This is a genomic window from Patescibacteria group bacterium, from assembly GCA_018900835.1.
Taxonomy (GTDB): Bacteria; Patescibacteriota; Minisyncoccia; order Minisyncoccales; family PEYH01; genus PEYH01.
Genome location: JAHIFQ010000001.1, coordinates 15,394 through 34,093 on the forward strand (window position 1 = coordinate 15,394; position 18,700 = coordinate 34,093).

The 18,700-nt window shown below is 38.6% G+C and carries 20 protein-coding genes, 1 tRNA gene, 1 rRNA gene and 1 other annotated feature; of the genes, 19 read left to right on the forward strand and 3 right to left on the reverse strand.

Features of this window, described 5'->3' with window-relative positions:
- Window positions 1-357 precede the first annotated feature (357 nt).
- The 6 genes from KJ562_00090 (at window position 358) to KJ562_00115 (ending at window position 6,188) form a co-directional block, all read left to right on the forward strand.
- The gene (locus KJ562_00090) at window positions 358-966 is read left to right on the forward strand and encodes a thymidine kinase (GenBank protein ID MBU3964130.1); all 609 of its coding nucleotides are present in this window, start codon (window positions 358-360) and stop codon (window positions 964-966) included.
- A gap of 108 nt (window positions 967-1,074) precedes the next feature.
- The gene (gene thpR / locus KJ562_00095) at window positions 1,075-1,653 is read left to right on the forward strand and encodes an RNA 2',3'-cyclic phosphodiesterase (protein MBU3964131.1); all 579 of its coding nucleotides are present in this window, start codon (window positions 1,075-1,077) and stop codon (window positions 1,651-1,653) included.
- 20 nt (window positions 1,654-1,673) lie between these two features.
- On the forward strand, window positions 1,674-3,053 hold the full coding sequence (murC, locus tag KJ562_00100) for a UDP-N-acetylmuramate--L-alanine ligase (GenBank protein MBU3964132.1): 1,380 nt from the start codon (window positions 1,674-1,676) through the stop codon (window positions 3,051-3,053).
- Between the two features lie 94 nt (window positions 3,054-3,147).
- Complete coding sequence (locus tag KJ562_00105) at window positions 3,148-3,291, forward strand: hypothetical protein (GenBank protein ID MBU3964133.1); 144 nt, start codon at window positions 3,148-3,150, stop codon at window positions 3,289-3,291.
- A gap of 635 nt (window positions 3,292-3,926) precedes the next feature.
- Window positions 3,927-4,655, forward strand: coding sequence for a 50S ribosomal protein L25 (locus KJ562_00110; protein ID MBU3964134.1), 729 nt, complete (start codon window positions 3,927-3,929; stop codon window positions 4,653-4,655).
- 48 nt (window positions 4,656-4,703) lie between these two features.
- Window positions 4,704-6,188, forward strand: coding sequence for a lytic murein transglycosylase (locus tag KJ562_00115; protein ID MBU3964135.1), 1,485 nt, complete (start codon window positions 4,704-4,706; stop codon window positions 6,186-6,188).
- 8 nt (window positions 6,189-6,196) lie between these two features.
- On the opposite strand, the gene prfA is transcribed toward KJ562_00115, so the two are convergent.
- On the reverse strand, window positions 6,197-7,240 hold the full coding sequence (gene prfA, locus KJ562_00120; GenBank protein MBU3964136.1) for a peptide chain release factor 1: 1,044 nt from the start codon (window positions 7,238-7,240) through the stop codon (window positions 6,197-6,199).
- A 58-nt stretch (window positions 7,241-7,298) separates the two neighbouring features.
- Window positions 7,299-7,523, reverse strand: coding sequence for a 50S ribosomal protein L31 (gene rpmE / locus KJ562_00125; GenBank protein ID MBU3964137.1), 225 nt, complete (start codon window positions 7,521-7,523; stop codon window positions 7,299-7,301).
- Between the two features lie 103 nt (window positions 7,524-7,626).
- Here rpmE and rpsB point away from each other — a divergent pair, with 103 nt between their 5' ends.
- From rpsB to KJ562_00145, 4 genes are all read left to right on the forward strand, one after another.
- Complete coding sequence (rpsB, locus tag KJ562_00130) at window positions 7,627-8,355, forward strand: 30S ribosomal protein S2 (GenBank protein MBU3964138.1); 729 nt, start codon at window positions 7,627-7,629, stop codon at window positions 8,353-8,355.
- A gap of 1 nt (window position 8,356) precedes the next feature.
- Window positions 8,357-8,935, forward strand: a complete 579-nt coding sequence (locus KJ562_00135) for an elongation factor Ts (protein MBU3964139.1) — start codon at window positions 8,357-8,359, stop codon at window positions 8,933-8,935.
- 20 nt (window positions 8,936-8,955) lie between these two features.
- Window positions 8,956-9,285: a hypothetical protein gene (locus KJ562_00140; GenBank protein ID MBU3964140.1), complete on the forward strand. Its 330-nt coding sequence runs from the start codon at window positions 8,956-8,958 to the stop codon at window positions 9,283-9,285.
- 15 nt (window positions 9,286-9,300) lie between these two features.
- Window positions 9,301-9,372: transfer RNA gene (locus KJ562_00145), tRNA-Thr, on the forward strand.
- A 514-nt stretch (window positions 9,373-9,886) separates the two neighbouring features.
- Here the strand turns inward: KJ562_00145 and KJ562_00150 are convergent.
- Window positions 9,887-10,822: an ROK family protein gene (locus KJ562_00150; protein MBU3964141.1), complete on the reverse strand. Its 936-nt coding sequence runs from the start codon at window positions 10,820-10,822 to the stop codon at window positions 9,887-9,889.
- 482 nt (window positions 10,823-11,304) lie between these two features.
- Window positions 11,305-12,037: a sequence feature (16S ribosomal RNA rRNA prediction is too short), on the forward strand.
- An 89-nt stretch (window positions 12,038-12,126) separates the two neighbouring features.
- Here KJ562_00150 and KJ562_00155 point away from each other — a divergent pair.
- The 9 genes from KJ562_00155 (at window position 12,127) to KJ562_00195 (ending at window position 18,184) form a co-directional block, all read left to right on the forward strand.
- Window positions 12,127-12,735 (forward strand): hypothetical protein, encoded by a 609-nt coding sequence (locus tag KJ562_00155; GenBank protein MBU3964142.1) that lies wholly within the window; start codon window positions 12,127-12,129, stop codon window positions 12,733-12,735.
- A gap of 4 nt (window positions 12,736-12,739) precedes the next feature.
- Window positions 12,740-13,816: ribosomal RNA gene (locus tag KJ562_00160) — 16S ribosomal RNA — on the forward strand.
- Window positions 13,817-14,097: 281 nt separating this feature from the next.
- Window positions 14,098-14,517, forward strand: coding sequence for an LAGLIDADG family homing endonuclease (locus KJ562_00165; GenBank protein ID MBU3964143.1), 420 nt, complete (start codon window positions 14,098-14,100; stop codon window positions 14,515-14,517).
- A 274-nt stretch (window positions 14,518-14,791) separates the two neighbouring features.
- Window positions 14,792-15,430 (forward strand): hypothetical protein, encoded by a 639-nt coding sequence (locus tag KJ562_00170; protein MBU3964144.1) that lies wholly within the window; start codon window positions 14,792-14,794, stop codon window positions 15,428-15,430.
- Window positions 15,431-15,822: 392 nt separating this feature from the next.
- The gene (locus KJ562_00175) at window positions 15,823-16,140 is read left to right on the forward strand and encodes a type II toxin-antitoxin system Phd/YefM family antitoxin (GenBank protein ID MBU3964145.1); all 318 of its coding nucleotides are present in this window, start codon (window positions 15,823-15,825) and stop codon (window positions 16,138-16,140) included.
- Window positions 16,133-16,384, forward strand: coding sequence for a type II toxin-antitoxin system RelE/ParE family toxin (locus tag KJ562_00180; protein ID MBU3964146.1), 252 nt, complete (start codon window positions 16,133-16,135; stop codon window positions 16,382-16,384). Before KJ562_00175 ends, KJ562_00180 begins: the two co-directional genes overlap by 8 nt.
- 323 nt (window positions 16,385-16,707) lie before the next feature.
- A complete protein-coding gene (locus KJ562_00185) occupies window positions 16,708-17,046 on the forward strand; it encodes a hypothetical protein (GenBank protein MBU3964147.1) in 339 nt (112 codons plus the stop codon).
- Between the two features lie 135 nt (window positions 17,047-17,181).
- Window positions 17,182-17,508 carry a hypothetical protein gene (locus KJ562_00190; protein ID MBU3964148.1) on the forward strand — a complete coding sequence of 109 codons (327 nt, stop codon included), beginning with the start codon at window positions 17,182-17,184 and terminating at the stop codon, window positions 17,506-17,508.
- A 49-nt stretch (window positions 17,509-17,557) separates the two neighbouring features.
- On the forward strand, window positions 17,558-18,184 hold the full coding sequence (locus tag KJ562_00195; GenBank protein ID MBU3964149.1) for a hypothetical protein: 627 nt from the start codon (window positions 17,558-17,560) through the stop codon (window positions 18,182-18,184).
- Window positions 18,185-18,700 lie beyond the last annotated feature (516 nt).

Sequence of the window (18,700 nt, forward strand, 5' to 3'; positions counted from 1 at the left end):
AAAAAAGGGCGGGCCTGCATCCGTCCTATCCATCTCAAAGAGATGGTGGTTGTGGCGCAGGCCCTTGCGGATGTCCGGCACTGGAGTGGCTGACTCCAGTGCAGGAGAGTTTGTTTTTAGAGAGCTGTTTCATGTCTCCTTCCCGGGAACGACGAAATGCATACGAAACTACCATGACGCTCCCGAGGAAGGAGGTACTACGTTGAATTTTCATAATACCCCTGTTTCTTTCATTTGTCAATATGTTGATATCTGTTTTTTGACAATTTCTTATAATCAGGTAAAAAGAAAACAGAAAAAAGAAATCCAGCCCTTTTTGGGACAGCTGTTTCACAATCTAGAGAAGGAGTGGTGGAAATGATTCGCGAAGTAAGAGGGAATAAACAATTGGAGGTTATCGCAGGATGTATGTTCAGCGGAAAAACCGAGGAATTGATTATTCGGCTAGAACGCGCGAAAATCGCTGGTTTGGATTGTCTCGTTTTCAAGCCAACGACCGATACGCGCAGAAAGCCAGGAACCATCAACACTTGCAATGGCAGGGAATTCTCGGCCCACGATTTGGAGCCCGGGGCAGAGACCGCAGAAACTATTTCGTCTATCGTCGGTCGCACTGCCTTCCGAGAAGCTGATGTTATTGCGTTTGATGAGGGACAGTTTTTCTCGGAAAAACTCATAGCTCTCTGTGAAGAGCTAGTTACTATGGGCAAGCGGGTCATTGTGGCTGGTCTGAACCAGACCTTCGCAGGCGAACCCTTTGGACCAATGCCATATCTTATGGCATTGGCTGACGAAGTAGTCACCTTAAGCGCTGTTTGCATGAAGTGCAAAAGAATCGGTGCTGCCACTCGCACCCAAAGATTGATTGACAACAAGCCAGCGCCTGTCAACAGCCCAACTATTCAAGTCGGCGGATTAGAGTCATACGAGGCCCGCTGTCGTGATTGTTGGGAAAAGGGGACATAGGTCTCCTCAATATGAGAACTGGCAAGATGCACGAACCCTGCTGTCTGGATTTCTTATCCAGTCGGCAGGGCTTCTTTTTTTGATTTTTTTGTGATAATTTAAAGGAATATGCTGCATAGAGTTTTTATTGCTATTAATTTTCCAGAAAAGATTAAGGACAGATTATTGGAGTTTGAAAAAGAATACAAGATTCCTGCCAAATGGGTTAGCAGGGATAATTTACATATTACATTGAGTTTTTTGGGCAATTTGGATGAGAATCAACTCGTGGAGACAATTGAGACAATAAAACGCGTTTGCGTTTCGCATAATCCAGCGAATATTAAATTGAAAAAAATTTGTTACGGTCCGCCCAAAAAATTTCCGCCCAGAATGGTTTGGGTTGAAATGGAAAAAAACGAAAAAATGGCAAAGCTCCAACTGGATTTAGAAAATAATCTTTTTAATTTGCCGAGCTATCAGTACAAAGAGAACGAGAATCATTCTTTTCACCCGCACATCACTCTTGCCAGAATTAAAGCATTTGAATTTAGGGCGTTAGGAGAAAGGCCGGAAATAAACGAGGAATTGGATTTGAGCTTTGAGGTCAATTCTATTGAAGTAATGGAAAGCGATTTAAAGCGAAATGGCGCGGAATACATAATATTAGAATCAATATCGCTTGGAGAAGTCGGAGATAATAGTTAGTTATTAATTCGTATTGCATAATGAAAATACATTTTATCGGAATCGGCGGAATAGGAATTTCTGCGCTTGCCCAGTATTATCTTGCGAAAGGAGCGGATGTTTCCGGCTCTGATTTGGTTTCTTCAGAAATTACGGAAATGCTGGAGAAAAAAGGGGTTAAGGTTTTTATCGGCCAGCATAAAACCCAGAACATTTTGCGAGGCATGGATTTAGTTGTTTATAGCCCAGCAGTGCGAGAAGACAACCCAGAATTTATGGAGGCCAGAAAAAAGAATATAGAATTATTCAGTTATCCACAGGCGTTGGGTAAATTAAGCAAAGATTATTTTATTATTGCGATTTCTGGAAGTCATGGAAAAAGTACTACCTCGGCAATGATTGCTTTAATTATTATCAAAGCCGGATTTAACCCCACAGTAATCTTAGGAACTAAATTAAAAGAATTCGGCAATAGTAATTTTAGATTGGGCGGCATACCAGAAGATGGGTTAGAAAATTCAAAATTCAAAATTCAAAATTCAGAATTTAAATTTCTTGTGATTGAGGCAGACGAATATCAGGCGTCATTTCTTAATTACTGGCCAAATATAATTGTGCTCACCAATATTGAGGAGGAGCACCTTGATTATTTTGGCAATTTAGAAAATATTTTTAGGGCTTTTCGTGATTTCGTTAATCATTTGCCAGAAAGCGGAACTTTAATAATAAATTATGACGACGAAAATGCCAGAAAAATCGAAGAAACGCTAAGCGACAGAGATTTGAATATTGTCCCTTATTATTTAGAAATGGAAGAATCTTTTGCTATTAGGGAAATTTTAAAAATTCCGGGCAAACACAATATTTCTAACGCTCTTGGAGCTTTGATGGTTGGGAGGGCGCTTGGAATAGCGGATGAAGTATCTTTAGGCGCGCTTGCTGATTACAATGGGGCTTGGCGTAGATTTCAAATTTATGAAATAGGTCTGGGAGAAAGGGGATTTACTCTTGTTTCTGATTATGCCCATCATCCCACGGAAATCACCGCAACATTTGCCTCTGTCAGAGAAAAATGGCCGGAAAAGGAAATTTGGGCAGTATTCCAGCCACATCAATATCAACGGACATATTATTTGTTTGATAAATTGGTTGAGGTGTTTTCCAAATCAGAGGCGAAGAAAATAATAATACTTCCTATATATGATGTTGCTGGCAGGGAGGAGGGAGAGATTAAACAAAAAGTGGATTCTCTGAAATTAGCAGAAGCGATAAAGGAGCGGGTAGAAAATAAGGAAATTTTTTATCTTGCTGATTTTTTAGAAGCGAAAAGATTTATTGAAAATAATATTAAAGGAGGCGAAGTGGTTGTTATTATGGGAGCTGGCGATGTGTATGATTTGGTCAAAAAGTTCTCCACTTGACGCTAACAAGAGCAAGAGCTAATATATCATAATGTTTTAGTTTCCAAGAATGAACACTAAAAGGTCGCGACATGCAAGTTAATTTTTTAAAACTATGAATACAATATATTGGGTTATAATTGGTTTAGTTGTGGTCGGTCTAGCAGTTCTCCTTGTTAAAAAAGGATGCTGCAAGGGTTTAAAAAAGAAGAATGGCGCACCTGTACCAACTTCAAGCGACACAGAATCAAGCGAATAAAAATTTTCAATAGATTTTGAATAGATAATTTCTCAAACCAAAAAGCGCTTACAGCGCTTTTTGGTTAATCAGGCTAATATTTATCGAAATTCTGCCGAGATCATTTCTCGGCAGAATCTCAGCCAAATCTCAACAAAACGATGCTAAGTACGATTACGTACGATTACGAGGCCGGGCCTCGTAATTTTCGTAAAATGGCGGAAGCCACGCCAGTATTGAGGATTCTCGCAACCCGCCCAGGGCGGGTAATTTTTGGGGGAAAGTTATCCACAGGCATATTTGTTCATAGTTATCCATAGTTCTTACTTGTATTTATCCATATTTATGATTTTAAAACAATCATAATAACTTTGGAAACCAGGTTTTCAAAACCAGGTTTTCAAAATGAGGTTTCCAAAATGAGGTTTTCAAAATGGCTCAAACTGTTGTGGAATTAGCAAATTACTTCAAATAATTTGATTTATTTTTTGAATTGTGTTAGTATTTATTTTACAATTTCAGAACACACAAAAATATGATTAGAAAAATAATTGACATTTTAACAGTAATAGCGATGATTGTCGTAATCATCGTTTTTCTCGTGGAATTGACTCCTGTTTACAGAACAGTAGTTAGCGTGTTTAGCGCAAGCGCATATGGTTTCTAAAAATACCATTTCTTTATCCGCAGAATTGCGGGAAATAAAAGGCGAGAAAGTAGAAGGATTGCGCAAGCAGGGATTTTTGCCTGCTGTTGCTTATGGTCCTAAAATAGGAAACGCTTCGCTTGTTTTGAATTTAAAAGAGTTTGAAAAGGTTTTTGCTGAAGCAGGGGAACACGCCATAATTGATTTAAAAATAAAGGGGGAAAAAGAGAATCATCCTGTTCTGGTTCACGATATTCAAAAAGACGGTGTTTCCGGGAAAATAATTCATATTGATTTTTATGCGCCTGACCTTGAAAAGAAAGTTGAAGTGGCTGTTGAGCTTGTGCTTGTTGGTGAATCGCCAGCAATCAAAAAGCTTGGAGGAACGATTATTAAGACAGTTTCAGAATTAGAAATAAGAGCATTGCCGACAAATATTCCTGATGAAATCAGGGTTGATATTGGATCCCTTGACGCTATAGGCAAAGAAATTTTTGTAAGGGACTTGGTTGTTCCAGATGGTGTTGAAGTTTTGAAGGACCCAGATGAGGTTTTGGTCTTGGTGGCTGCTCCGACTAATGTTGAGGAAGAATTAGAAAAGCCGATTGAAGAAAAGATAGATGAGATAGAGGGTATGGTTAAAAAAGGAGACAGCGAAATAGAAGAGGGAGAAGCGGAAGGAAAAGGAGAAAAGAGAGAAAAACAAGCGCCTGAAAAAGAGTCAAAAGAAAAGGATTAAGCCAAGAAAAAAAAGGGACAATAAAGGCGTTTTGTGATAGAATATTGTATGATGATTATTTATCACAAAAATAGGATTTTTAAGGTTGCGAGTTGGGCACTTTTGGTGTCTTTTTTATTTTCCATATTCAGCGGGATTAATCCTTTGCTTGGACAGGTATCTATTGTTTTGGGAGCAGAGGATTTGGTAAAAACATGCCAAACATTATTAGATGATGATAGTGGCGGGTGTGGGTCTTTGTCAGAAGAACAATGCCAAGAGACGCTTAATAAATGTTTGGAGTTTTATCAGGCGCAAAGCTCATATTATGAGGATAAAGTTGGTGAAACGCAAAAAGAGGCAAAGACATTGCAGAATAAAATTTCTATTTTTAAGAACAAAATCAGTGGGCTGAATAATGAAATCTATAGAAGTAATTTGATGGTCAAAGACCTTAATTTACAGATTGGCGATACTCAAGCATCCATCGGAGTAAGTACAGCGCAGATAGAGGACTCAAGATTAAAGTTAGCAGAGCTGTTGAGGACAATTTATGAGCAGGACCAGCGCTCTCTTTTGGAAATTATGCTTGCTGAAAACGAATTATCTGATTTTTTTGACGAGTTGGCAGCGCTTGAAGCATTGAATATAAAAAATCAGGAGCTGTTGGGGCATATTAGGTCATTAAAGGTTCAATTAGAAGTTGAAGAGGGCGCGCTTACCAAAGAAAAGGGGGAGCTTGAGCAGTTAGTTGTGGTGAGCACTCTACAGAAACAAGAGAGTCAGAAATTACAAAAAGAACAGGAGTCCATCTTGCAAACCACAAAAGGCAGAGAGGATTTATATCAGGCATATATTAAAGAAACCCAGGTAAAAGCGTCTGAAATAAGAAAAAGAATTTTTCAATTAGCCCAAGTTTCAGAAGAAGAAGCGCCAAGCTATGAAGAGGCCTATGCAATAGCGAAATATGTGGAGACAATTACCGGAGTTAGGCCAGCTCTTTTGTTGGGATTAATGCAGACAGAATCAGCTATAGGGAAAAATGTCGGACAATGCAATTGTTCTACTCGTTCGTATTGCAGATATCCTGATATTGGATATAAAGAAGTTATGCATTCAGGTCAGTGGGACGCATTTTTACAAATTACCGAAGGACTGGGAATGGACATTGGCACAACGCCGATTTCCTGCTCTATAAGCGGAGGCAAGGTCCAATGGGGAGGCGCAATGGGGCCTGCGCAGTTTATGCCTAATACTTGGTTAAATCCCTCTAACCCGGATAAGGGATATAAGAAGAGGGTGGAAAATATTGTTGGTGGAACAGCTAATCCGTGGAGAGTTAGAGATGCTTTTTTAGCAGCTGGTCTTTATTTGAGTGATTGGGGAGCTGGGAGCCAAAAACTCCAAAAAGAAGTAGGCGCTGTGACTGCCTACCTATGCGGGACAAGCGTTATGACCAGCCGTTGTCAAACAGCTGGGGGCTATTCATATAGAAATCAAGTGATGAATAATGCTTCTGAATGGGAGGATTGGATAGAAGAGGGAGTGTTTTAAAAATATTTTTAGGAACTTATTTCTAATTCGCTGGCAATATCGTCTAAAGCCCCTGCCATAACCTGCTCTAAATTGTGCCAGGTTTTTTTGATTCTGTGGTCAGTGATTCTGCTCTGTGGAAAATTATATGTCCTTATTTTCTCCGCCCGCATTGCCTGTCCGATTTGTCCTTTTCTATCAGAACCCTGTTTCTGTGCCTGTTCTTTGATTTGTCTTTCTAAAAGTCGGGCTTGGAGAATAGACAGGGCGTTTTCTTTGTTTTGGAGTTGGTTTCTTTCTGTTTGAGAAGTAACCACTAAGCCGGTAGGTATATGGGTAATTCTTATGGCTGTTTCTCTTTTGTTGACATTTTGTCCTCCTGCGCCAGAAGATTTGTAAGTATCTATTTGGATTTCATCTGGCTTGATTTGGATTTGGGATTTGTTCGGCTTAGGCAATATCGCCACAGAAGCGGTAGATGTGTGTATCCTTCCCATTTTTTCTGTAGTTGGAATCCTTTGAACTCTATGTACGCCTGCCTCATTTTTCATTTTAGAAAATGCTTGGTCTCCATTAATTTGGAAAATAACTTCTTTGAATCCTCCGAGCCCTGTTTTATGTTGGTCAAGGAGCATTACTCCCCAGTTTTTGGATTCAGCGTATTTTGAATACATAAAAAATAAATTGGAAGCGAACAAAGATGCCTCTTCTCCGCCGGTACCAGCCCGAATTTCCACAATAATCGCATTTGGGTCTTCTCCTTCTCCGCTGATTTCTCTAAATCCTTTCCCAATTTCTTTTTCCAATTTTTGTTTTTGTTTCAAAAGATTTTCTTTTTCCTCCTGCGCTAAAGCAACAATCTGAATATCTTTTTCAGTTGTGAGTATTTTTTCAGCGTCAATAATTTGGTCGTCAATCTTTTTTAATTCGTCTTGTTTTTTGACGAGCGAAACATACGCTTCTTTTTGTTTGTTCAATTTACCAAACTCTTCCCAATCCAAGGACTTCTCGGCCTGCGCGAGTTGTTCCAATATTGCCTCATATTCTTGTTTAAGTTTTTCTAAATTTTCCATGTTTTATCATTTTAACACAAAAAACCGCTTAAAGCGGAGTTTTTGTATTTTTACAAAGTTATTTTTTCTTCATATCTTCCTTCTTGGCAGCGCGCTTTTTGAATTTCTGAATTTGTCCCATTGAGTCAATCACCTTATCCTTGCCAGTATAAAAAGAATGGCAGCCAGAGCATACCTCTACATCAATGCTTTCTTGAGTTGAGCCGACTTCAAAAGAGTTCCCACAAGAACAGTGAACTTTTGTTTTTGGATAATATTTCGGATGTATATCTTTCTTCGCCATATAACGATATATTAGCAGAAATCAAATTTCTGTCAAATAGCTCTTGATTTAATTTTTGGATAGTGATATATTGGGGATACTTTAATTTATTATAATCATATTTATGCCTGAAAAAGAAATTACAAAACCTAAAAAAACAGATTATGGCATCAGCGTTGATGAAATGGCCGAAGCTGGCGTTTATTTCGGTCATCGCATTTCCAAATGCCATCCCAAAATGAAGCCATATATTTTGGGCGTTAAAGGAAGCGACCATATTAATATTATTGACCTTGAACAAACCAAGGCGTTCCTTATCAAGGCCTTAGATTATATCAAGGAACTTACCAAAGAAGGAAAGACCATTCTTTTGGTTGGCACCAAGATTCCGACTAAAAAATTGGTCCAGGATACAGCAGAAGCGTGCGGTTTGCCTTTTGTTGTCCAAAGATGGATAGGCGGAACCCTTACGAATTTTAAAATAATTCGCAAGAGAATTGAGCATTTTAAAGACCTTGAACAAAAGAAGGCGAGTGGAGAGTTGGATAAATACACAAAAAAAGAACAACTTGAACTTGATAAAGACATGAGCCGTTTGGCGATAAAGTTCAGTGGAATAAAAGATATGGCGAAGATGCCCGATGTTTTGTTTGTGCTTGATATGTGCCGAGATTCTTTGGCCATAAAAGAGGCAAAGATGAAAGGGCTTAAAATTATTGCGATTGCGGATACGAATGTTGACCCGATAAAAGTGGATTATCCGATTCCAGCAAATGATGACGCTATAACTTCAGTAAAATATATTTTAGAAAAAGTTAAATCAGTCATTTTAGAAAATAATAAGGAAAAATAATATGATAGAAGTGATTAAAAAAATTCGTCAGGAAACAGGCGTGTCTCTTGCCTTATGCAAGAAAGCGCTTGAAGAAGCGGGGCGAGATGTGGAGAAAGCAAAAGAACTCCTGCGCAAGTGGGGGCAGGAATTGGCAAGCAAGAGAAGCGGGAGAGGAACCAATCAAGGGATTATAGAAGCGTATATTCATTCCAATAAAAAAATTGGCGTGTTGGTTGATTTGAGGTGCGAGACCGATTTTGTGGCAAGGAATAAGGATTTTCAGGAATTAGCTCATGAAATCGCTTTGCATGTTGCGGCGATGAATCCACTCTACTTGAGTACGGAGGACATTCCTTTGCAAGTTGTGGAGAAAGAAAAAGAGATTTACAGGGAGCAGATGGTAAAAGAGAAGAAGCCAAAAGAGATGATGGAAAAAATAATTGAAGGAAAGCTTGAGAAATTCAAAAAAGAAAATTGCCTGCTTTTACAGCCATATGTAAAGGATGCGGAAAAAACGATTCAGGGCCTTATTAATGATAATATTGCCAAGATTGGGGAGAATATAATTTTGGCGAGGTTTGTGCGCTTTGAGATTTAAGCTATAATAAAGCAAAGAATATGCTTAATTTGGCAGCTCTAATAATTTTGGTTATAAGTTTCGGCGGAATGTTTTTTATTATCATCCGCAAGTGGCCCAAACTAAGGACTGCGGAGATTATGGTGAGCGGAGCAGCCACTCATGAGCCGTTAAGAGAGCGATTCAGGAAAAAGATGGCCGGATTGGGTTCAACTAATGGATTCAGCACAGAGAAGCTAATGAAAAAAGCGTTGATTAAAACAAAAATTTTATTTCTCAAGGGAGAAAGAAGAGCAGACCACTATTTGCGGAAGGTTTCTCACTCTCAAAAATTTAAAGAAGATTACTGGGGAGAAATGGACAAGAAATAATTCAGAGATAATCCCGCCCGCCTAGCTCAGTTGGTAGAGCAGCTGATTTGTAACCAGCAGAGGTCGGTTCGATTCCGGCGGTGGGCTTTATTAATGTCTTTCATGGCTCATAGTTACTATAAATCTTTAGAATATAAAGCAAAACAGAGTGCTATCTCTAAAGAGAATTGGAGGAAAGGTATTTTTGATTTTTGTCGTAAAAGAGAGAAAAGAATTTGCGCAAGAGAGGGGTGTAATCAAATGTTTGAGACAACGCCATCTGACCCGAGAATCTATTGTAGTAGTAGTTGCGCTACAAGAGAAATACGCAGATTTAATAGAAAATTGGGAGTATAAAAATAGTCCATTCTCTGATGTGCGAAAATTACGAGGCCGGGCCTCGTAATTTTCGTAAAACGCCGGAAGCCACGTCAGATATAGGGAATCTCACAACCCGCCCAAGGCGGGTAATTTTTGGGGGAAAGTTATCCACAGCCATTCTTTGGTCATCCTTAGTTATTATTAGTCATTCTTTCGATTGTTTCAATCAGGATAAAATCTGCCGAGATCGTTTCTCGGCAGATTTTTGGCGATAGAGAAAAGTTGGCTAATTTAATATTGGTTATTTAAAAAATACAAGAGATGCTGCGCCAATAAGACAGGCGTTTTCTTTGAGAGGAGAGATTATGATTTTGGGGAGAGTAAGAAACTTATCAACATTCTTTTTTATTTCAGGGATAATCAAGTTATGGTTATTTAAAACAACTGCCCCAGACATAATAATTATTTCCGGATTATAGGCAACAATTATATTAGAAACCCCCCTGGCGTTTATTTTCCCGATTTGCTTTAGGAAATTTAGAATATTTTTATCTTTGATTGCGGCCAAGTCAAAAATGTCCTTTGATGTTTTGACCGCATACTTGTTTTTAATTTTTTTGGATTTTAGCCAAATTTTAAAGAAAATCGGCATATCGCTTCCAGAGCAATACGCTTCCCAATGGCCACTACCCTTTCCACACGAACAATTAAGGTCATATTCTGTGTCCACTATGAAATGTCCGACTTCTCCAGCACTTTCATTATATCCGGCCAATTGATGATTGTCCGCAATAATGCCTGCGCCTATACCACTGGAAATCGTGAGATAGACAAAATTCTTTGATTTTTTTCCAGCTCCAAAATATTTTTCCGCCCGCACTGCTGCGTTGCAATCATTGGCAAGCGCTACAGGAATTGAAAAATATTTTTCCAATGGCTTCACAATTGGAACTTTTTTATATGGTAAATTTGGAGGATTTACCATTTCTCCATTTTTGGAATCAATCGGACTTGGGACAACAACACCTATGCCTAAAATTCTTTTTTTGTCATAGTTTTCCAAAAGAGAATTTATTAAAACTATAATTGTTTCAGATAAGAGGGTCGGTTGATTTTTAATTTTTGGAGTTTGTGTTTTAAGCTGTTTTAAAATTTTTCCATTTTTAGAAATAATTCCAGCTCGCAAATTTGTAGCGCCTAAATCTATTGCAATTGCCAAATCTTTTTTCATAGACATAAATTTATTTAATATTAATCATTTATTATTTTAGTTTTGCATCCTGGACGAACCTGCAATAATTTTTAATTTTGAATTTAAAATTTTGAATGAATTTTTAATGATTTAATTTTGAGTTGTGGTTTTTGGTTTTTGGCTTTTTATACTCCCCTCTCTTCTATTTCCAACAAAACAGTGTGGCAGTTGATAGGGTAGGGGAGCAATTAATCAATAATCAATGATAATTAATTATCAATTAACAATCGTTTATTTATTATATCACTTTATACCACTTGACATATTTTTGAAAATGGATACAATTGTATATGCGTATAAGAATACGCAGGTTCTTTAAAAACTAAATAGCAAACGCAAGATAAATTTTTAGAGTTGTTCCGACTATACCTGTTTTGTCTGCGAAACTGAGTGTTTACGAAGTTGAGTAGAAACAAAACAGAGTACCCTGAGCGAGTCCGCGAGGACGCGCGAAGGATTTTTTTTGAGAGTTTGATCCTGGCTCAGGATGAACGCTAGCGGCGTGGATAAGGCATGCAAGTCAAACGGTCCCCCACCTATCGAACATTGCGCTTTGCGCAACCAAACGAAAGTTTATGTTCAATAGGTGGGGGACAGTGGCAAACGGGTTAGTAACACGTGGATACATTCCACTAAGACAGGCATAATCCCGCGAAAGCGGGACTAATTCCTGATAGTCCCTGCGAGCAATCAAAGGGTAAAGGTTTCGCAAGATTCCACTTAGTGATTGGTCTGCGGCCCATCAGCTAGTTGGTGAGATAATAGCCCACCAAGGCAATGACGGGTAGGCGGGGTGAGAGCCCGACCGCCAACAAGGGTATTGAGATACGGACCCTACTCCTACGGGAGGCAGCAGTCAAGGACCCTTCGCAATGGCCGAAAGGCTGACGAGGCGACGCCGCGTGAAGGATGAAGCCCCGCGGGGTGTAAACTTCTTTTAACTGAGAATAATTCGTGCCTCACTTTTGTTCAGCACTCATAATTTTGAATTTTGAATTTAAAATTTTTAATGAATTTTTAATGATTTAATTTTTAAACATTAAGTCATTAGGTCATTGATTAGAAATTAAAAATTAGAAATTAGAAATTGAACGAGTGCCGAGTGGAAGCGAGGCACGAGTGAATGTACCAGTGGAATAAGGGGCTGCTAATCACGTACATTTTGGTGCGTCCTTCAGGAGTAATCCTGAAGTGTAATCCTTCTTGGCCCAAGAAGGTGAGTCGGCTTATATGCTGGGAACCCATATTCATTATGGCAATCAGCAGGGAAGTCGCTTATAATAAAAGCAATGAGATTATCTCACAAAGATTCTATCACCAAAAAACAGCAAGAAATTATTCTTGGCAGTATTTTGGGCGATGGATCGCTGGAGTTCAATGGATTTCATGGAACGAGGTTACAGATTAAACAATCGGCGAGACACGGGGATTATGTCTTCTGGTTGTATAATCAATTAAAAAATCTCTGTAATTTGGAACCAAAACAGCGAAGAGATAATAATCAGTGGTACTTCAGTACGAAGCATTTAGAGAAATTGACAAAGTGGCATAGATTGTTCTACTCGCCAAAAAAGAAGATTCCTCGGGATATTAAAACTTTATTGATATCGCCGAGAAGCTTGGCGGTTTGGTATATGGATGATGGCTCTCTAGATTGGAGAGTCAGGGACCATTATGCCTTCACTCTATGTACAGATTGTTTCTCGCTTGAAGATGTTTCTTTATTAAAAGAAACATTGTTGCGAAATTTCGGAATCGAAGCGTCTGTCAATAATGCTTTGTGTAGAAGTATAAGATATCCAAGAATCTATATAGGTGCTAAAGGTAGAGATAAATTTCTATTTTTAATAAGACCATATATCTTGGATTGTTTTTCCCATAAATTGCCTCCATTATAAGTTGACCCCCCAGAGACTTCTTTGGATAAAACCAAAGAGATGGCAGGTTTAAACTGCCATAACACGCCGAACCCCTGTTAGATATATGTCTGATAGGGTGAAGATATAGTCCACATTGATAATTTATATCAATTAAGGCCAGCAGCAGCGGTAATACGTGAGCCCCGAGCGTTATCCGGATTTACTGGGCGTAAAGCGTTTGTAGGCGCCTTATTGTGTTTTCTATCAAATCTCTGAGGCTCAACCTTGGAGCAGTAGAAAAAACTAGTAGGGTAGAGGACGTTAGGGGTTGATGGAACCCTCGGTGTAGGGGTGGAATCCGTTGATATCGAGGGGAACACCAAAAGCGAAGGCATTCAACTAGAGCGATCCTGACGCTGAGAAACGAAAGCGTGGGCATGGAAGAGGATTAGATACCCTCGTACTCCACGCTGTAAATTATGGACACTGGCTATTGGAAGTGTCGACCCTTTCAGTGGCGAAGCTAACGCGTTAAGTGTCCCGCCTGGGGAGTACAGCCGCAAGGCTGAAACTTAAAGGAATAGACGGGGACCCACACAAGCGGTGGATCACGTGGCTTAATTCGACGATAAGCGAGGAACCTTACCAGGGCTTGACATGCTAATGAAAGTCCGCCGAAAAGCGGACCTACCCACAAGGACATTAGCACAGGTGCTGCATGGCTGTTGTCAGCATGTGCTTTGAAGTGCTCCCTTAAATGGGGTAACATGCGCAACCCCTACTCTGTGTTACAAGTGTCACAGAGGACTGCCACATCTTATGTGGAGGAAGGCGGGGATGACACCAAGTCAGCATGGCCCTTTGATGCCCTGGGCCGCACACGTGATACAATGGTTGGTACAGAGGGTTGCCAAGCCGCAAGGCCAAGCTAATCCCTAAAACCAATCTCAGTTCGGATCGGGGGCTGAAACTCGCCCCCGTGAAGCTGGAATCGCTAGTAATCGCGAATCAGCTATGTCGCGATGAATATGTTCCTGGGTCTTGTACTCACATCGTAAAGCGTCTGGCAGTTTATTAAATTAAGCAGTTAAAATCTGCTCCCTCATAAATCACCGTCTATGAGGCGTAGCTGAAAGGTAGTCAAGTTTCGTGAGGAATTTGGCGAAGGACCTGGAGGCAAACTGTAGCCCATTTTATAAAAAGCTCTATCGACCTATGGACTGGGTGGTGAGCATAGGGAAGATAAAATAATACGAGCTAAATGGGATGCGGGGAATAGTATAATAAATGACCCAGAGAGATCTTTATGGTAAGATTAAGTTATAAGCCATAAAGAAGTCAGCTAAGTCATAGTACTCAATACATAATTTATTATGTACTGGGGAAGGACTTAACCTATCTATGCTTTCAAAAGATTATATAATTGGGTTAACTGATGGAGAAGGAACGTTTCTTGTATATATTTGGAAACGCGAAAAAATAACACAAAATCCTAGGGTAGAGTGTTATTATGCGATAAAAATGAGAGAAGATGAATTACCATTACTTGAAGAAGTTAAAAAATTCTTTGGGTGTGGCAATATCTATTTTCAAAAAGAATATCGCAAAAATCAAAGAAATAATTATCGATTCCAGATAAGGAAAATTGATGAACTAAACAAGAAAGTTATTCCTCTATTTAAGAGAAATCCATTACATAGTCAGAAGAAAAGAGATTTCGAGATTTTTTGTAAGGTGTTAAATATAGTGAATAAAAAAGAACACCTTAATAAGAAGGGATTAGAAAAAATCAAGAAATTAAAACAAGGAATGCATAAATAGGCCTCCGCCGTATGCGGGAAATCCGCACGTACGGTAGGAACGGAAGATAAATTTAATATCATTTCATTCGCCCGTCACACCAAGAGAGCTGGTAGTATCCGAAGTCCCGCTTCTGCGGGCTCAAGGTAAGACCAGTGATAATGGTGAAGTCGTCCGATTAAATAATAAAGAAGGCGACCTGTCAACCGTAAGGTGACAGTAAAATCTAACTGTAACGGTGAAGCCGACCTGCTATTATGTTATAATAAAAACATAATTAGTAAGCGGTAATACCGTGGGAAGTCGAGGAAACTTAAAATGGAATAGTTCTGAAGTGAGAGAGCTTAGGCAAAGCTTAAGTTTATCTATAATTCAGAATAACATACTAATAGGTCTAATTTTAGGAGATGGATGTCTTTTTAAGAATATAGGGGATAAGAATTTCAGACTACAGATAGAGCAATCAGAGAGGCATAAGAGATATGTCGCTTGGCTATATAGTGAGTTTAAAGAATGGTCTTTGAATCCACCAAAATATGTAAGGCAACATTGTGCATGGCGATTCCGTACTCTTGCTCATCCTCAGATTACGAGATTTCATGAGATATTCTATAAAGATAGAAAGAAGATTATTCCGCCAGACATAGAAGGCATATTTACGTCTCCATTGAGTTTAGCTGTATGGTTCATGGATGATGGAGGAGTAAAATCAAACAAGACTAATCCTACTATTAGTACACACTGTTTTTCTTTAAAGGAAAACGAAGTGTTGACAAAAATTCTTAAGAAGAATTTTGGAATGAAAGTTAGTATACATTGGGACGGAAAAGGTAATCGATTATATATTCCAAGAAAAGAGATTAAAACATTTTTGGATATAGTATCGCCTTATATTCTTCCTTCAATGAAATATAAATTTCCTTTGACCCCGTAGAGACTACACGTTGGCTCCAACAAGTAATGTTGGATGAAGATATAGTCCATGCCTCTGGAAACACGAGGGAAAACATGAACAAGGCACGCGTAGCGGAAGCTGTGCGTAGATCACACAATCTTTATCTTTTTAATCTTGTTTACAGGATTAAGAGGATAGAGTGTCGACTATAGTTCAAGGCCGAGATATCTGCTTTTAACTATAAGGTGTTGACTAAAACACCTTAAAAAATTAGTCATTCATCGGTCGGGACAACTCCAAGAATTTATCTCAAATTGAAACCCAAAAAGCGCTTAAGCGCTTTTTGGGTTTTGCCACTCCCAGGCGAATTTTGCACTTGACAAGTTATATCATGTACGCTATTGTGTACATATAATAATATCAATAAATATATGAGCACAAAAACCACTATTTCAATTTCTGAAGCCAGAAAAAGAATTTTTCAACTTACCAAAGAAGTGCAAAGACCATCAGTGTTTTACACCTTGACCGACAATGGTAGGCCAAAAGCAGTTATAATGTCTGCCCAGGATTTTGAATCTTGGCAGGAAACCTTAGAAGTAATGAATATCTTTCCTAACTGGAAAAAGAACATAGAAAAGGCAAGAGAAGATTATAAGAAAGGCCGTACTGTTTCTTTAGAAAAATTACTTTTCAAAGATGGTTTCGTATTACAGAAAAAAGCAAATAAAAGGCCGAAGCATGTATAAAGTAGAAATTTCCAGAGCAGCGCAAAAAGATTTAAATAAGATAGATTTTACATATCGTCCGCATATTTGGGCAGCCATGTATGACCTGCAAAAAAATCCTTTCCTCGGCAAAAAATTAAGCGGTGACTTAAAAAATTGCTATTCTTTACGAGTGGGTGATTATAGAATTTTATACGAAATTTCTCATAGAATTTTAATGATTTTGATAATTCGCATCGGTCATCGCCAGGGCATATACAAATAAATAATAAATAAAAATAGTAAAAATAGTACACGTCCCCAATTTGTATTCCTTTAAGTATACAATAATAGTATACTATGAGAAACTATAATCATTATAAAATTAGAGAAATTATTAATAAAAATAGTACAGGTCCTCAATTTGATGATTAAAAATAGTACACGTCCCCAATTTGAGTCGTCCCCAATTTGTCAATTTGTATTTAATAGTTTGGCTTTTACACAGGTTGTTGTTGACAGGCGTTTGTATAAAGAGATAAGATAGAAAATATAAGAATATATTTTTTTGACTACACAATTCATAAACATCTTTATTTTTCCAATATTATGGAAAACATCAAAACTATCTTAAAAGAGCATCAAGAAGAAATAAAAAGGCACATTAGCGTGCTCAAGGAGGATGTTGACCAAAAAATTGGGCTCATAGGGGAACAGCACGGATCAATAATAGCGAAACTTGATTCTCATAGTGAAATGATAGAATCAATGTCAACACGGCTTGATTCGCATGGTGAAATGATAGCATCAATAAAAGAGGATACGGAAATCGTGAAAATAAATGTTGAATTAATTAAGGATTCCCTGAAAAGAAAAGTAGATGTTGACGAATTCGCAACTTTGGAAAGGCGGGTGGGGGTTCTTGAGGCAAGGGCACACAGGGGTTAAACGATTTTTTCTTTCTCCACAGGTTATTATTGACAGGTTTGCGCAAAGAGATAGAATAAAAGAAGAGAATACGCAATTATTTTAATATTCAGCTATTATTATTGAAGCAAGGTCGGGTCTTGAACATTCAAATTCATGAACAAAAAAGAAAATAATCTACTAACCAAGAAAGATTTTGAAAAGATATTATGCAAAGCTATGGAAGAGCAGGCCCAAACTATCATTGAGGCAGTGGATTTTGGTTTTGAAAAAGCCAAAGAAGACCGCAACGAGATTAAGAACAAACTATCAAGCTTAGAAAGAAGAGTTATTTATATCGAGGATGTAATAACAAAACACTCTAAAGAATTAAAAGAAATCAGGAAAGATTTAAAGGAGTTAAAATCGCAAGAACGACCCTTATTAGAAAGAGTTGCTTTACTTGAGAAAAAAGTGATACAATTGGAGGCAAGGGTAGCTTAATCTATTATCACGATAACTAATGTGTTTTAATAAGTAATATTAAAAAAAAATGAAGATTACTTTCAATAAAGAAACTTTATATACTCTTATAATCGGAATGTGCGTTGGAACAGTCGCAATTTTAGTGACTTTAGTGTTAACAGGCGGAGTGCCATGGTTAAGAGCTGCGGGTCAAGGAACCGGAGCTGGGGATGTGAATGCTCGTTTTTGGAATGGAGCTGATTGGAATAGTAGCTTAACTTTAACGGGGACTACTACACTAGACTGGAGCAAGACAAATGTTCCTAGTGGGATGATCGCTATGTTTAACGCCTCTTGCCCTACTGGATGGACGCGATTTACTGCATTGGACGGGAAATTTTTAGTAGGGGGGAGCAGTTATAATGCTACTGCGGGAGGTAGTAACACAATAACATTAACAACTAATGAATTGCCAGCACATACGCACACCGGGACGACGGCTTCATCGGGAGCCCATACTCACACCACGAGGGCGGGGTCATATGCGGAAGGATATCCGGAAGGAATAAGTAAGAGTGTTGTTACTGCTAGTACACTCGAGACATCTTCATCTGGGAGCCATACACACGCCTTTACGACTGATTCAACTGGTCAAGGTGCGAGCATAGATATTCGTCCTAGCTATGCCACCATTGTGCTTTGTACAAAAAACTAATTGGGATAGAAACTGTGTTAGTTGGGGACATGTACTATTTTCTTTCTTTTTCCATTTCGCATCTTTTTTTGGTAATGGGGGACGTCTTACTATTTTATTCACTCGCTTCTTTTTAGATGGTTAATCGGGGACGTGTACTTAATTGGGGACGTGTTATTTAATTGGGTTAATTGGTTAATTGGGGACGTGGGTTAATTGGGGACGTGTACTATTTATTATTACACTCTTCTGTCTTGCCCATAAATTGGGGACGTGCACCATTTTATAAATTGGGGACGTGCACCATTTTATTCTTCTTGCCCAAGGGTTACCCCTTACTTAATTGGTTAATTGGGGACGAGTACAATTTTATACTTCTTGCCCAAGGGTTACCCCTTACTTAATTGGCCTTAATTGGTTTAATTGGGGACGTGTACCATTTTATTCACTCGCATCTTCTTAGATTTTTAATTGTTAATTGGGGACGTGTAATTGGGGACGTGCACTATTTATTATGCACGAAAATTAATTGGGAAT